The sequence below is a fragment of the Paenibacillus sp. QJM3NY_38 genome, from assembly GCF_056173265.1.
Map to the genome: position 1 here is coordinate 1,542,760 of NZ_CM149665.1, position 16,676 is coordinate 1,559,435.

A 16,676-nucleotide genomic window follows, 5' to 3' on the forward strand; every position below is an offset into this window, starting at 1 on the left:
TCAGGCAAGATATGAGTCCTTTCTGTCGAGAGAGTTAGAGTCGGATGCCCATTCGGCTTTTATAACGCTTGATTAAGATCTGCGTGTCCACACTCGTAATGCCCGGGAGCGGGTAAAGCTTCTCATTTAGAAACATTTCCATTTCCTTATGATCGGTAAAAAGTCCGTGCATATGCAGCTTACTGGGACCGGTCATATGATACAGACTTGTTACATACGGCTCGTTCTCCAATGTGTCCGCCACCTGCTGCAAATATTTGGGCTCCACCTCCACATTAAAAAAAGCGGACACCGAAATCCCCACTTTTTCCGGATTAATGACAGCCGCGAAGCGTTCAATGACGCCGTCATCGATCAGGGCATTGACCCTGGCCTGCGCGGCCACGCGGGACAACCCAATCTCCTTAGCCAAATCCGTGTACGAGATTCGTCCGTTCTTGCCGAGGATCGCGATGATTTTGCGGTCCGTATCATCAATCAGGGGAGGTGCGTTCTCACCGGAAGAATGAATATCCATGGGCTGTAGCTCCTTTGGTTTTACTTATATGTAAGAGTTACCTGACAAAATTATTACAAAACGTAATTAAAATGAAATTTATACTTGCGATACGTTTAAATATATAAGCAATTTATAATGTTTTCAATCTGATTTGCAAAATTTGAAACTTTTTGTCCGCTTTTCAAGTCTAAGACTATGGATAGAAAAAGATAGTTTTGATTTATTTGGATGTTTATATGCTTCAACGGAGAAGGCGGAATTATTCTGGAGAAACGAAGAGGTCGCCCGAAAGCTTTCCAAAGGAAAGCTCGCATCGGAAGCATATACTGCCCCCGGATTTCAACCATGATACGGATGAATAGAAGAAATTTGGGGGCAACAGCGATCGGAAGAAATAATCCGCATTCGTAGTGATGCTCAGGCTAAGAATCTTTAGTTCACCATTTAATAGAATCCATTTCTTAATTCTATTAAATGGTTAGTTTTATAGAATTACCCTTTTCTATCAATTTATGATAGGATAAACATGGTAAATGACTAGCTTCTTAGAAGTTCTTATTTGGAAAGGCGGCATGGAGATGAAGAGATTATTTTGCCTCATTCTGGTTATCGTTATGCTCATTCCGGCGAGTTTGGTCTCGGCGGCAGGCACGGATGGTAATGAGACTCAGAGCAAGGTCCAGGAGACTAAGGATAAAGCGGGCACAACCACTCAGGCCAAGTCGAAGAGTAAACCGATAAATCTTGTTTTTGCAGGTGACATTCTGTTAGACGGCTACGTGGGGAACCAGATTGATAGATTCGGTAACCTATATCCTTTTAAGAAGGTAGCCCCCATCTTGAAAAAAGCGGATATGGCGTTTGCCAACCTGGAGACGCCGGTCTCCATTCGCGGCAAGGCTGCGGATAAAACCTTTGCTTTCCGTTCGAAGCCGGACACGCTCAAGGGCTTGGTATACGCGGGAATCGACGGCGTAACGCTGGCGAACAACCACATCCTGGACTATGGCCAGCAGGCCATGCTGGACACGATTACCCATCTGAAGCGCCATAAGATCGGGTATACCGGAGCGGGGCGCAATATTGACGAGGCCTTCCAGCCTTACGTGAAGCACATTGACGGAAAGAAAATTGCGGTGCTGGGCGTCAGCCGGGTGCTGTCGGACAATTCCTGGATCGCGGGCAAGAACCATCCGGGCGCTGCTTCCGCGTACACGATGGAGCCGATGCTGACTCATATCAAGAAATCGGCAAAAACAAATGATTACACAATCGTGTACATCCACTGGAACGAGGAATTCGCTGACTATCCGGAAGAATATGCGCGCACGATGGCGAAGAAGATGATCGACGCCGGTGCCGACATCATTATTGGATCGCACAGCCATACGTTGATGGGCATCGAATATTACAAGAACAAGCCGATTTATTATTCGCTCGGCAACTTCGTGTTCAACCGCTCGACCCGGGGCGGGGACAAAACCTTGCTGTCGATGATGGTGCATGTTGAAATCCAAGGCTCCAAGATCACGAGCCGGGTTACGCCGGTGAAGATTATTCAAGGCCAACCGAATCTGATGGACAAGAAGTACAACAAAGACATCATCGCGAAACTTAATAAACTCTCCTACAATGCAAAGATTGATGCCAACGGCAACGTCAGCAAAAAATAATAGGGAATGTTGAAAACAACTGTGGCTATAAGCTGCGGTTGTTTTTTTGTGCGCTTTTTGGAAGGTCCCCGTAAAAACAAGTCGGAAACTGGCAGCAAGGCGTTTGTTTCATTCCCCGCATTCGACAAAAGCTGCGCTTACGCCACTCATCCGGGAATTCCTGCCGAAAAAATAAAATAAAATTTTACAAAATATATTGTAAATTGAAATAATATTTCAATATGATGAAGAGAGAAAAGACGAGTTAATTTCGGTCGCCCGAAGCGGTAAATACGGATCGGCAGCATACTTTTTTGCAGCCCTTCCAGCTAATGACTGAATGTAAAGCCGATAGCGGCAGAGTTAACTTCGTCTTAACACAGATTGGAGGTGGAATTAACAAGCCAGCGTTATACTCCCGAGTAGGTCTTTCGTTCATGAGCGGACTTACAACCGAGAGGAACCAGAGTCCAAGCAGAGAGAAGGAGGAATTCATGTACATGTTAAGGAGCAAAAAGAGAATATCATCGCTGCTCAGCGGAGTGATGTTTCTATCGCTGCTGTTTCCCGCAGGACAAGCTGCTGCCGAAGATCCAGCCGCCGCCGCGTCATCGATTATTGATATGCGGCAGATGGAGATCGGGCCGGGGGCTACATATACGTGGGCCAATATGCAAAAGGGCAGTGGCGAGCAGAAGGTCCACATGGTGGAGTTCAACCCAACGCAGGGGAATCTGGAGCTTCAGCCGGGTCTCACGGACGGCAAGGTATACGGCATGCAGGGAGTCAGCAAAATGGCGTCCGATGCCGACAAGACAGGCAATCGCGTCATCGCGGCGGTAAACGGAGATTTCTATGATATGTCCACCGGAATTCCGCTCGGATTGTTTATGGGGGACGGGGAGCTTCTGACGGATCCGCCCAGCGGCCGGAACGCCTTTGGCATTAAACAGGACGGAACGAGCCTGTACGGCAGTCCGAAATTAACGAAGAACGTGACAATAGGCGGAAACACCAGCAGCCTGTCCTCCATCAACCGTCTAAGAGGGACGGATGCACTTGTCCTTTATACCGAAAAATTCAATGCCACCACGATGACCAATAATCTTGGCGACGAGGTCATTCTGGATATCGTGAGCGGCAGGGCCGCCAGCGGGGAGACCTTGACGATGAAGGTGGCTTCCGTTCTTAAAGACCAGGGGAACTCGCCGATTGGCCAAGGTCAAGTGGTTTTGTCCGCTTCGGGCTCGCAGCGGAGCAAGCTTACTGGACTGAAGGCAGGGGATGAAGTGACGGCAAGTTTTCAGCTGGATAACGAATGGCAGGACGTCACGATGGCGATTGGCGGTACCGTGATGCTGGTCAAGGATGGCGTCGTGCAGCAGCATACCGATCCGGCTGTACACCCGAGAACGGTGGTGGGCACCAAAGCGGACGGCTCTGTCGTGCTGTTTGAGGTTGATGGCCGCCAGCCTGGGTTCAGTGAAGGACTTAATTACATCGAGCTTGGTGAAATGCTGCTGGAGCTTGGCGTAGTGAACGCACTGAATCTGGACGGAGGCGGTTCGGCTACCTTCGTTGCCCGCCTGCCGGGAGAAACAGAGCGCAAAGTGCTCAACTCGCCGTCGGACGGCGGGGAACGCAAAACGGCCAACGGCATTTTGCTGGTGAACAAGGCGCCTGAAGGAGCGGCGAATAAACTTGTTGTGGCGCCCACGCTGGAAAGAGTGCTGACCGGTTCATCCGCTAGCTTCAAAACGGCGGCCGTGGATCAGAATCTGCATCCGGCGAAAATGACGGAGGCCGCGGTTTGGAGCGTTGACCCAGCCTATGGGACAATCGACGCCAGCGGGACGTTTAAAGCAGGCAACCAACCTGGATTGACCGAGGTATCCGTACAATCGGGTAATCTGACAGGTAAAGCCGCATTGGAAGTCGTCGATGAGCTGACCGAGCTCAAGTTCTCGGACGCGGTGAAGACCTTCTCTTCCGGCTCGACCGAGACGCTCAAGGTCACGGCGCTTCGCAATGGTCAAGTGGTACAGACCGACAATAGCCGTTTGGAGTGGCGTACCGAAGGCGATATCGGGACGATTGACGGCAACGGAACGTTTACCGCCACGGACAAGCAGGACGTCAGCGGCAAAATTTTCGTGAAGTACGGTCAAATCGAGACCTCAATCGAAGTGAACGTCGGTCTTCCGCCGGTCATGCTCGAAGATTTCGAGAACGGCCTTAGCCGTTATAAACCGAGCGCCGGTGCGCTGTTCAAATACAGCAGGGTATCCATTGAAACCGATGACACCTATATTCGTTCCGGGAATGGCGCCTTGAAGCTGGAGTACGATTTTACCGGGACGACAGGCACCTCCGGCGCTTATCTGGAGACAACAGGCGCTGCGGACTATATCGAAATCCCAGGCTATCCCGAGAAGATCAGCATGTGGGTGTACGGGGATGGCAACACGCACTGGCTTCGTGCCCAACTGCGTGACAGCAAAGGCACAATCGGGCTCGATTTTACCGATCAGACAACCGGCGTCGACTTCAAGGGATGGAAGTATCTCGAGGCGTCCGTACCCAAAGGAAGAACACTTCCGCTGGTGATGGACGCACCTGTACGATATATGGAAACAAATAACGCGAAAAAAGACGCCGGAGTCATCTACGTGGACGAAATTCGCGCATTGTACGGTCCGGCCAATGACGATATCGATCCGCCGGTTCTGAAGAGATTTTCGCCGGCTGACGGTGCGGAGATTACAGAGAACACGCCGACCATTACCGTGTATGCCGAGGATGCAGGCTATGATCCTGTCGCACACCCGGGAACGACGCTGATCGATCCGGACAAAATCCGATTCTATCTGGATGGAAGCCTGGTGCAGCATACTCTGTATCCACCGGAAGGGAAAATTCATTACACGCCGAATGTTCCACTCGCCGATGGCGTTCATCAGGCAAAAGTTACCGTCCGCGATCTGTCGGGCAACCAAACGACCAAGGAATGGAACTTCACCGTAAATACGGGCTCAGCCAAGGTGGTGTACGATACGCCGGAAACAATCTATGTTGGCGGCAGTTACACGCTGGATATCGGCGGTGTGAAGACATCCCAAATCCGCAGCGGCTATATCGATTTCCAATTCGATCCCACCAAAGTGGAGAATCTGGAGCTCATACCAGGGGACAAGCTGAGTCCATCCCAGGTTAGCGCAAGCATCGACGGTACAACAGGAAAGGTAAGAGTGACTTGGAAGGACATTCATACCGCATCCCTGCTGGATACCGATTGGATCGGTCAAATCCGGTATGACTTGAAAAAGAACGCAGCCGGCAGCAGCATCATATCACTCACGTCCGGAGCGGTATCCTACACGGATACGGGGAATACCGAATTCTCGTTCTTCGGTCTTCCGGTAGAATCGAAGATCGCAGCGCATTATGCGCTGAGCTGGAATGAGGAAGGAATCGTAGAGGGCTACGAAACTGAATTTAAAGTGACCGACGCTCAAGGACAACCTGTTGAAAGCGCACAGATTACGGTGGACGATACAGCGATCGGCACAACAGACGCAGCGGGTTCCTTAAAGACAGGTGCGCTGACGTCCCAGATCAAGACGTATACCGTACAGGCCGTGAAGAACAATCAATATAGCCCGGCCTTGGAGTTTAAGGTATCGCCGCTTGCAGGAAGCCCGACACCGTTTAACATCAGTGTGGGTATGGGCGAAGATCCAACCACGTCGCGGATGCTGAACTGGCACACGGACCCGGCGACGGAAGGGACTGTGGTGGAAGTGGCCAAGCGGTCCGAATTTACGGATTTCGATGGGCCGAACGCCCAGAAGTTCAATGGTGCCAGCGAGCTGTACCATACCTTGGATCTCGGCACGGTCCGCGTCCATAAAGCGACGGCGTCCGGCCTTGAGCCAGGCACAGAATATGTGTACCGTGTCGGTGATGGACAAGGCCATTACAGTGCCCAAGGCTCTTTTAAAACAACGGAGCTTGCGGGAGATACAACGAAATTCCTGTATTTTGCCGATTCCCAGGCATCCACCGCGAAGGAGTTCGAGCTGTGGGGGAATACGATCGACATGGCGGCAGCCGAGCATCCGGACGCCGAATTCATGGTCCATGCCGGCGATATGGTGGACAAGGGCTTCCTGGAGGAGCAGTGGAACTATTGGTTCGATGAAGCCCAGAAGCATTTCCTGAATACGACATTAGTGTCGGCCATCGGCAACCATGAAGTGATGGGGACCAAGGAGAACGGTGATTTCCTGGCTCACTTTAACCAGCCGGGCAATGGCTTGGACAGCTTGAAGGGAACGAACTTCTCTTTTGATTACAAGGACGTTCATTTCATTATGCTGAACAGTGAGTATCAGCTGGAAGAGCAGAAGAAGTGGCTCCAGCAGGATCTGGCTAACAACACAAAGAAATGGACCGTAGCGATGTTCCACCGCGGGCCTTATGGAAGCATCTATGATTCCGCTGAGGTACGCAGCCTGTGGGCGCCGGTACTTGAGGAATCCGGCGTGGATCTCGTGTTAAACGGACATGATCATATTTATATTCGTTCCTACCCGATGATGAACAACCAGATTGCCGCGGAAGGGAAGGGCACGACCTACGTCGTGGCGGGATCGTCAGGTCCTAAATTCTACTCCCACACGGAGCGGGGCTGGCATGAGGTGGTCGACGAAGAAAAGACTCAAATGTATGCCTCCGTGGAAGTGAAGGGAGACGAGCTTCATTTCGTAACCAAAACGGTTGGTGGACGCGTCGTGGACGAGTTTACGCTGACGAAGCCTAATCCGGAACAGATTGTTATAAAATCTGACGAGCTGACGCTCGCCGCTGGCGAAAGTCACGAATTGCAGGCTGCGGTGAAGCCGAGCCGAGCTGAACGAACCGTGGTATGGTCCGTATACCATTCCGAACCGTCGAATGACGTTGTCAGCGTATCCGCAGACGGCATCGTGACGGCTCAAGGTCTGGGCAGCGCGGTGGTAAGAGCGACCAGCACGGTTGCACCGGACGTTTATGCAGACGTGAAGATTACGGTGGACCGAATTCCGAACGGCAGCATCGAATCGATCCTCTTAAGCGGCAAACCCGAATTGAAGGTCGGGGACGCCGATCGGACGGTAACAGAGGCGGTATATACCGACGGCAGCCGTATCCGTTTAATCGAAGGCATCACCTATGCGAGCAGTAAGCCGGACGTAGCTTCCATTGATGAACAGGGCTCGGTACGGGCTTTGGCAGCAGGGGCGACCGTCATTTCGGCAACCTACGAAGGGTTCAAATCGGAGTACGATTTGAAGGTAATCGCCCGTGGCGGGGGGAATCCTGATCCGGGACCGGAGCCGCCGGTAGACCCGCCCGTGCAGCCGCCGGTAACACCACCAGTTACACCACCGGTAACGCCGGTAACGCCGCCTGTTAGACCACCGTCAGGCAGCATCACCCTATCGGCCAGCGAGCTTGCAGCTAAACTGTCGAACGGGCAAGTGATCTTGTCGGTGGACGGAAACTTTACGGATATCACGCTGCCAGGGAATGCAGCAGACATACTCAAGGATGGTTCAATCCGTCTTGAAGCGAAGAATTTGTCCCTAACGATACCGGCCGAAGTGCTTCGTCAGCTGGGCGGTCTTGCAAATGCTGGGCAGCTTGAGAATGGCGCGATAAAACTGAGTGCCGCAACGTTATCGGGTGCGGAGATGAAGGAGCGAATCGCGCAAGCTGCCCGCGTCTCCGGCGCTAAGCTGACAGCAGCCGGAGCCATGCTGGAGTTCCAGCTTCAATTAACGACAGCGGATGGCAAAGTTCACAGCTTAACCGAATTCGATCATTCGATCACGCTAGAACTGCCTGTATCTTCAGATGCCAATGGCAAAAGAATCTCCATGTACTATTTATCAGGCAACGGAGAGCTGGAGTATATTGGCGATGTAAACAAAGACGGCCGCGTGGCCGCGGGAATCCGCCATTTCAGCGCTTACGGTTTGCTGGATTACGAGAAAACCTTTGCGGATGTTCCATCTTCATTCTGGGCCGCGGAGGTGATCGGCAATTTGGCTGCGAAGCAGCTCATCGAAGGCGTCAGCGCTGACCGCTTCGCACCGGCCCAGCAAGTGACCCGGGCTGAATTTGCCGCGATGCTGGTTCGTCTGCTGGATCTTAAGGCGGAAGGACCTGCGCCGTTTGCCGATGTAGCTTCAAGCAAATGGTACGCCAAGGCCGTGTCAGCAGCTGCCCAGTCCGGCATCGTGAACGGAACCAGCAAAGACCGCTTTACTCCCGACGCTCCGATCAAGCGCCAGGAAATGGCGGCGATGCTGGTGCGTGCTTATGTCCACGCGATGAAACTGCAGCAGGAGAGCATCAGCGCGGGAAGCGGATTTACTGATCTCGCCGAGTCCCCGGACTGGGTTCGGGAAGCGGTAGAAACGGCGCATGCCCTCGGTTTTGTTCAGGGTCATACGCCAAGCCGCTTTGAACCGGAAGGCCTGACCACGCGTGCGGAAAGCGCGCAGGTCATTTATAATCTGCTGAATAAGCTGAAGTAAATTCTAGAAGTCATAATACCGCTTCTCTTCTCCTGTAGACCATCACAGTGGAGAGAGGCGGTTTCTTTTTTTAAAACTAACCGCGGTCTATCTTCATGGCATATAGGTCGAAAGACATTTTTCTTACAGGTTAAAGAATGGCGGAAGTTCCGATATAATGATTACATGGTCAATGAGTGAATGTAAATCGGAGTAATGGCTAATCTGGTAACCGGGAAGAGGGAAAGAGGATGACGGAATACGCGAACACGCCGAAGCCGCCGTATTATGCCTGCATTTTTGTGTCCAAGCGTACAGAGGGTGACCGGGGTTATGGGGCGATGGCCGATAAAATGGCAGAGCTCGCAGCGCAGCAGCCCGGCTATTTGGGGGTGGAGTCTGCCCGGGATGAGGGTCTCGGGATCACGGTATCGTACTGGGATTCCTTGGAGGCCATTCGTTTATGGAAGGAGAATGCCGCACATCAGGTAGCGCAGGAACGGGGCAAGAACGAGTGGTATGAAAGCTTCGGCTTGCGAATTTGCAAGGTGGAGAGGGATAGCTTCTACAAGCTTTAGGCAAGGCCCATCAATGAAGAGGATGAGGAGGAGTAATGATGAAGCAGAATCCGGGCAAGATCAGATGGGGAATTATGGGGACAGGCTGGATTGCGGAGCAGTTTGCAGCCGATCTGGCGTATGTGGAGAATGCTCAGTTTGTGGCTGTAGGCTCACGTACGGCGAGCAGTGCAGGTGAGTTTGCGTCCAAATATGATATACCGCAGGCTTATGGCAGTTACGAGGAGCTCGTGAGGGATCCCGATGTCGATGTTGTGTACATAGCAACTCCGCATCCGCTGCACCGGGAGCATGCCTTACTGTGTCTTCAGGCCGGCAAAGCCGTCCTGTGCGAGAAACCCTTTACGATTAACGGGGATGAACTGGAGGAATTAGTGGCGGCTGCACGGGAGCAGAAGCTGTTCCTGATGGAGGCCATGTGGACGCGTTTCCTTCTGCCGATCCGGCAGGTGCGCGAATGGCTGAACGACGGACATATCGGCGACGTTCGGCTGCTGAAGGCCGATTTTGGTTTTCGAAGCGGCTGGAATCCGCAGGGCCGTTTGCTGAATTTGGAGCTTGGCGGCGGCGCGCTGCTGGATGCGGGTATTTATCCGGTATCGTTTGCATCCATGATTTTCGGAACCGAGCCGGAAAAGATATGGAGTACCGCGCATATCGGCGAAACGGGCGTCGATGAGCAGTTCTCGGTTATTCTATCTTATGAATCCGGGAAGACTGCTTCGTTAAACGGGGCGATCCGGCTAGGATTGACGAATGAAGCTTATATTTATGGCACAAACGGGTATATTCACATTCCGTCCTTCCTGAATGCAACATCCGCTTCGCTTCATGTTGATGGCGAGGAACCGGTGGTTGTTACGGATGATCGTCAGGAAAAAGGGTATAGCTTCGAGGCTTACGAAGTGGGGCAGTGTCTGTTGGAAGGGCGGCTGGAGAGCGACGTGATGCCGCTTGATGAGTCGCTTGCGATTATGAGGCTGCTGGATCAGATCCGGGGGCAGTGGGGCCTAAAGTATCCTTCGGAAGGTTAAGCCGTGACGCTGATTATCAGCCTTTTGGAATACGTGAACTGAATGAATCATGAAGCCGATACGGGGGATTGTCCCGTGTTGGCTTCTTTTTTGTGTTTGCTACGTCATGGGCAGCTTAAATTCCTGCCTGATTTATAAAATTATATTTTATTAAAACTATTGAAATTTGAAATAAAATTTCAATATGATAGAGATAGAGATGAACATGTATGTACAAACCATCATGATCATCTACTCCAGCAGATCGACAGGAGGTGAGCTGCAGCCGATTTCGCTTGGAATTGGACTTCAGTTTGGATAGCAAGCACTCATACTAAAGGGAGTGAATTCGTGAATGATAATCAAAAGGCGTGTCTATCGAAGTAAGTCGATCCTATCCGTGACGCTGGCGTTAGCCGTGATGTTCAGCTCGGCTGTTTATGCTTGGGGTTATTCCGTTGATGAGTACGCAAGCACCGGAGAACCAGGGGCGGTCGTTATGGAAGATTTTGAATCGGTAACAAATTTGTCCGCATCCTCTGCAAGGGGGAAGGCCCAGCTGGATGTAGTGGGGAGGCCGGAGCCAATCTATTACGGACATCACGCTGCAGCTCTAACTTATGATTTTGTGGGCAGCGAATCCGGCACCTCGGCAGCATATCTCAACTTCAAAGACCCGGACGGTTCTACCGGCAGAAGCGTCCCCGGTTCACCGACTGCCCTCGGCTTATGGGTTTACGGCGATGGCGGGAACCACTGGCTCCGGGCCCAGCTTCAGGATTCTTCCGGCGGCAAGCATGCCGTGGATTTAACGTCTACCTCCGGTTTTAGCTGGAAGGGCTGGAAATACGTCAAATTTAACGTTCCCTCTACCATCAAGGCTCCTCTCAAAGTGAATCAGATCTATATCACCGAATTAAAAGATACGAATAAAAACAAAGGCACCGTGTACTTCGACAGGCTGTCGGCATTCTATACGGGTTCCCAGGTGTTCGGACTCGACATTGGCGGGCTGACGCCCATGGGCGTTGGAGAAACGGTGAAACCCCAAGTATATGCAACCTATGAAGGACAAACGGAACCTGCATTATTAACAACCGGCGTGAAACTTACCAGCAGCGACGAGAACATCGCTACGGTGACAGGCGCTACATACGACACCATTAAAGCATTGGCGCCGGGAACGGTAACCATAACGGCTGAATACGGAGATGCACCACAATCTCAGTATGAGCTTCATATTACGCAGGATGTGCCAGCCCCTGAAGAATTGCTGTTATCCGGGCCGCTGCATATGGAGACCAGTCTTACCGGAAAAATGAGAACCAGTGTGGTTTACTCCGTCTACGGAAACCAGACGGATCCTGTATGGCTGACTGAAGGAATTAGTTATGCAAGCGATCAACCGGGCGTTGTATCGGTAGATCAAGCTGGTCAATTGACCGCAGTTTCTGCGGGAACGGCAGACATTACAGCAATGTACCGCGGAGTAACCGCACAGCATGCCATTACGGTGACGGACCCGGTTCCGGTTCTGCAGAGCATCGAACTTCAAGGTCTTACAGCGGTTACGGTTGGAGACTCCTTCGAGACGGCGGTGTCCGCAACCTACTCCTGGATGGAGGAGCCGGTGATCATAACGGAAGGTGTTACGTTTACCAGCAGTAATCCGAGTGTAGCCGCTGTCGATGATAGAGGAGTGGTGTCCGGCTTGAAGATAGGTTCCGCTAGAGTAACAGCCACATTCCAAGGAAAGACCAGCTCACTCTACATTACGGTGAATAAAGCTTCGGAGCATCCGAAAGCCGAGATGAGAGCGGCGTGGATTGCAACCGTCGACAATATTGACTGGCCCGCCAAAGGAGTCACCGATCCGGATCAGCAGAAACAGCAGTTTATCAGCCTGCTTGATCAGCTGGAGGATGCTGGAATGAACGCGGTCATTATGCAGATCAAGCCGACGGCGGATGCATTCTACCCGTCCAACTACGGGCCGTGGTCAGAATGGCTGACGGGAGTTCAGGGCAAGGATCCGGGGTACGACCCGCTGGCATTCCTGCTGGAGGAAGTCCACAAGCGGAATATGGAGTTTCATGCCTGGTTTAATCCATACCGCATCAGTCTTCAAGGAGACATTAACAAACTTGTGGCAGATCACCCGGCCAGGCAGCATCCGGAGTGGGTCGAAGAATATGGCGGCAAGCTGTATTTCAACCCGGGGATACCGGAGGCACAGCAGTTTATTATTGACGGCATCATGGAGGTCGTTCGGAATTACGACATCGACGCCGTGCATTTTGACGATTACTTCTACCCGTATCCCGTAACCGGCGTGGATTTCCCGGATACGGACACCTTTAACCAGTACAAAGGCTCTTTTACGAATAAGGGAGACTGGAGAAGAAATAACGTCAATCAATTCATTCAGAAGGTGAACGAAGCTATCAAGGCCGAGAAGAGCTACGTGAAATTCGGTATCAGCCCGTTTGGTATCTGGAAAAATAAATCCAGCGATCCGACCGGCTCTGAAACCAATGGTCTCGAGAGTTACAATGCCATCTATGCCGACTCGAAGAAATGGGTTGAAGAAGAGTGGATCGATTATATCACGCCTCAGATTTATTGGAATATCGGTTATTCCGCCGCCGCTTACGATAAGCTGATCGATTGGTGGAGCGGGATTGTGTCCGGCAAGAATGTTCATCTATACAGCGGGCAAGCCGTATACAAAATCGGGTCGAATGCCGATTGGTCCAATCCCGAAGAGATGCCGAACCAGATCCATTACAACCGCAACTTTGAGGAAGTCCGGGGCAGCATGTACTTCAGTTCCAAATGGTTTAAGGATAATGCGCTCGGATTTACCGACAGACTGAAGAACGATCTGTATCGATATCCGGCATTGATTCCGGCGATGCCTTGGATCGATTCGGAAGCGCCGACAGCGCCCAAGAAGCCCAAGGCTGATCACGAGCAGGATGGTGTGAAGCTAAGCTGGAAGTCGACAGATGAGGAGACGTATTATGCGGTCTATCGTTTTGATGGAAGAGGCACCGGCAGTGTTCAAGATCCGTCGCATTTGTTAGGAACTCTCCGAAAAACCGCCGATAAGACGCAATTCTTTGTTGATCATACCGCAGCGGAGGGACAAACTTACACGTATGTTGTGACGGCTGTCGATCGTCTGCATAACGAGAGTGCCGCAAGCAAACCGGTCACGGTGAAAGTGAAACATCATGGTAAGCCTGGAAAGCCTCCGGTGAACCCACCGGGGAAACCGAACAAACCGTGAGTTTACATCCTTACTGGTTAACGGTTGGTTTACTTCCCTAAGTAAGGAGTCGCTTTAGAGGGCGGACTGGCCCGCATCAGGAAAAAGGGACACCCCGGCTTATAGCCTTGGGGCGTCCCTTTTGCGTTTGTTCCAATGGACATGCTGCGTGATACAATAGGTGCATTACGACCTGGAGTGTGGTGTATGTTCAAGAAATTAGGAATGGCATTGATTTACGCCGCCATAGGTGGTCTTGTGTATTTTTATGGAGATACCATATTGGTCTGGATTCGATCGACAGACAGTATGACGCTGATCATGTTCATGGCTGTCATCATGGCCTTGTTTCCGGTGATCCCTTATCCGGTGGTAGGAGGCGTAATCGGTGCTGCCCTCGGGCCGGTTATCGGTGGAATCGTCACTTGGGTCGGCTCTACCGCTGCTTCCATCCTCATGTTTATGTTTATCCGATACGGGTTTCAGGAATGGGGCGACCGGGTGCTTTACCGTTATAACAGGCTGGGAAAAGTGACAACGATGTTCGAACGGAACGCCTTTATGACCATCCTGTTTACCCGGTTGATCCCGTTTATTCCTTCCATTGTCATCAATGTGTACGCGGCTCTCAGCAAGGTAACGTTCGCATCTTACAGCATCGCGTCCGCTCTAGGCAAAATCCCTGCCATGCTGCTGTTCTCGATGGTAGGCGATCATCTGATGACCGACCCTTCCCACATCATGATAACCATTGGGGTATACGGCGTATTTCTCGCGATAACCCTGCTGGTTTATCGGTTATCAGGCTTTGGCCGTTCAGGAAGAACCGAGGGCAATCGTTTATAGCTGCTCAATGGATGAGGCGGGACCACTTCGTTCTGCAGATGCGGAGGTCTCGCCCTTTTTCTTTTGGAACCAAGCCCGAACCGCCTCGATCTCTCGCTGATCCATGCCGTTTAAGCTTTCGTTGATCTCGCTGAATATCATCTTCACCTGCAGAGACAGGAGCCCTCTTCTTCGCTGTCTGCGGGTACCGCTGACCTCCATGGCGATAATCTGCGGCCGGCGTATATACCTGGTGGACATCGCAATGAAACGGCTGCGGATCGTCAGCTGTTTGTCCGTTACATTAAGTCCGGAATCCCGGTGCGAAAGGAGTCCCCAAGCTAACGAGAGCGGGAGGAGCAGAAGCGATAACAAACCGAGTCTGTCAAAATACCAAATGCATGCGCCACTAACGATCGCGGCAAAAGCCAGCTTCCACCGCAGGTACATCCATTTTGCGCGGGGCGGCGGCGAAGCGGTAATAGGCTGAGCGCTGAATTGAGGTGTGACCCGGTTCAGCAGCGCTGGAATATCTACGGTCTTCAGTAGAGGATGAAGCATGAAATGCTTGTCGGACTCGGACGTAAGCACATGAACCTTCACTTCAGCGTAACCGAACCAGCGCCGGAATACGCCTTCTTTTACGGTAATGGCCAGCACTCGTTCGGGAGAGAAGAGCAGCCTTTTTCTCTCCAGCAGCCCGCAGCTGACCGAGATTTGTTTTCCGATGCGCTCGACGGTAAATCCCGCATATTTGATCGTGTAGAGCACGGCGGAGAGCAGCCAGGATATAATAAGCGCCACCGCGGCAATGCTGATCCAGCTCCCGGGCAGCAGCTTCCCTGCCGATTGAAACAGCGATTGGTACATTTGATCCGGGAGCAGGTCATCGGCAAATGATATAATACCGCCTACAAAGGCTAAAGCCAGTGACAGGTTGGGCGAGGAGAGCGCGGCAATGAGCAGGCGTCCGGAGGATAGCTGGAGCAGCGTGCTGCGTTCTTCCTCTGCCGTCCCTGGATCGTCTGCGGTATGTCTCCCGGCGGCGCCGCCGGAATCGGAATCCTCCAAAAGACCGCTTCCGTATCCCATGTTCTGATTCGACGGTTGAATGGATTCGTGATTCTCTCGGGTTTCCGACGGTTGAACAGCTGCCCTCTCGCTCGGAGCGGGAAAGCTCTGATCGGTTGGGTCGGAACTCTCATGAGCTTGGTGAACCTCCCGTTCCGTCTGCCTTGTTCGGGTTTGCTCGCGCAGCCAGCGCTGCAGCCGTTCGCCTTCGCTATTGGTGATGGCAGGCAGTATGCCGCCGCCTTCCGTTTTGCCCGGTGTTTCAATTCGGACCTGGGTAAGTCCCAGTATACGCTGCAGCAAGGGCTGCTCCATATTCATAGAATGAATGCGGCCCGTATAGATGGACAGCTCCTCACGGAACAGAACACCGCGGCGGATGAGGATTTTGTCCTCTTCTAACGTATAGACGAAGCGTTTCCACTTCAGATACCCGTACAGAAGCAGAAGCGAGACCATGATGACGATGACGGCGGACAGCCAGTACCAAGGGATGTCCCGCAGCGATTTTCCGTTAAGGAATTTGATGGATACGAGAGCGGCGATGGGAATGAGTGATTTTACGCTGCCTACGAGCGGGAACAGGATGAACAGCCGGTGCAGTCTTGTCGGTTCATTCATCGTGATCCACCACTTTGGCCAGCTCGCCGATCTGTTTTTTCAGTTCCTCTGCATCTTCCAGCTTGAGCGCCTGAATAACATGAGTCGTTGCGGCGGTAACGACCTTTACCTTGGCTAGACCATATTTACGAAGGAGCGGCCCTCGCTCAAGCTCCACATGCTGTACACGCGTCATCGGGACAAGGGTGTCACTGAGCCAGATCCAGCCGGAGCGAAGCTCCAACTCTTCCTCGCTTACCTTGAAGCCGAATTGTTTGTAGGTGAAAGAGGGCACGGCCCAAGTAAACCAGGCTCCGAGAACCAGCAGTCCGATGGTGATCCAGCCCGGTATCAGGGTCCACCCGAATATAGCGGCGATGATCAGATAAGCTGCAGCAGCGAGCAGGATCACTCCATCCGTAATGAAACCCGTGATGCGGGAGATCGTTACGGAGTCCGGGTGACATCTGCGCATAGCGTCAAGCCGATTGTCCATATGTATGTTCCTCCTTGATGTTTAAGATTCAAACAGTCCTTGCATTTATATGTATGTCTACGTTGCTCGGGAAGGATTCGTTTCATCCCGTCTCCCGACTTGCTTGCC

General features: G+C 52.1%; 9 protein-coding genes. 6 read left to right on the forward strand and 3 right to left on the reverse strand.

The genetic code is table 11. From position 1 onward, the window contains the following. Positions 1-34 precede the first annotated feature (34 nt). Complete coding sequence (locus AC0VZ8_RS06720) at positions 35-517, reverse strand: Lrp/AsnC family transcriptional regulator (protein WP_475486444.1); 483 nt, start codon at positions 515-517, stop codon at positions 35-37. 560 nt (positions 518-1,077) lie between these two features. Between AC0VZ8_RS06720 and AC0VZ8_RS06725 the strand changes: the two genes are divergently transcribed. From AC0VZ8_RS06725 to AC0VZ8_RS06750, 6 genes are all read left to right on the forward strand, one after another. Beyond that, on the forward strand, positions 1,078-2,172 hold the full coding sequence (locus tag AC0VZ8_RS06725; RefSeq protein WP_475486445.1) for a CapA family protein: 1,095 nt from the start codon (positions 1,078-1,080) through the stop codon (positions 2,170-2,172). A gap of 479 nt (positions 2,173-2,651) precedes the next feature. Then, complete coding sequence (locus tag AC0VZ8_RS06730) at positions 2,652-8,735, forward strand: phosphodiester glycosidase family protein (protein WP_475486446.1); 6,084 nt, start codon at positions 2,652-2,654, stop codon at positions 8,733-8,735. A gap of 230 nt (positions 8,736-8,965) precedes the next feature. Further along, a complete protein-coding gene (locus tag AC0VZ8_RS06735) occupies positions 8,966-9,292 on the forward strand; it encodes an antibiotic biosynthesis monooxygenase family protein (RefSeq protein ID WP_339222277.1) in 327 nt (108 codons plus the stop codon). A 38-nt stretch (positions 9,293-9,330) separates the two neighbouring features. Continuing rightward, on the forward strand, positions 9,331-10,326 hold the full coding sequence (locus AC0VZ8_RS06740; RefSeq protein WP_475487653.1) for a Gfo/Idh/MocA family protein: 996 nt from the start codon (positions 9,331-9,333) through the stop codon (positions 10,324-10,326). A gap of 334 nt (positions 10,327-10,660) precedes the next feature. Continuing rightward, entirely contained in the window at positions 10,661-13,597 is a 2,937-nt protein-coding gene (locus AC0VZ8_RS06745) for a family 10 glycosylhydrolase (RefSeq protein ID WP_475486447.1), read from the forward strand. A gap of 186 nt (positions 13,598-13,783) precedes the next feature. Next, positions 13,784-14,422, forward strand: coding sequence for a TVP38/TMEM64 family protein (locus AC0VZ8_RS06750; RefSeq protein WP_475486448.1), 639 nt, complete (start codon positions 13,784-13,786; stop codon positions 14,420-14,422). Here the strand turns inward: AC0VZ8_RS06750 and AC0VZ8_RS06755 are convergent. After that, on the reverse strand, positions 14,417-16,093 hold the full coding sequence (locus AC0VZ8_RS06755; RefSeq protein WP_071221169.1) for a PH domain-containing protein: 1,677 nt from the start codon (positions 16,091-16,093) through the stop codon (positions 14,417-14,419). The genes AC0VZ8_RS06750 and AC0VZ8_RS06755 overlap by 6 nt on opposite strands. Further along, complete coding sequence (locus tag AC0VZ8_RS06760; protein WP_071221168.1) at positions 16,086-16,568, reverse strand: PH domain-containing protein; 483 nt, start codon at positions 16,566-16,568, stop codon at positions 16,086-16,088. The genes AC0VZ8_RS06755 and AC0VZ8_RS06760 overlap by 8 nt, the downstream gene beginning before the upstream one ends. Positions 16,569-16,676 lie beyond the last annotated feature (108 nt).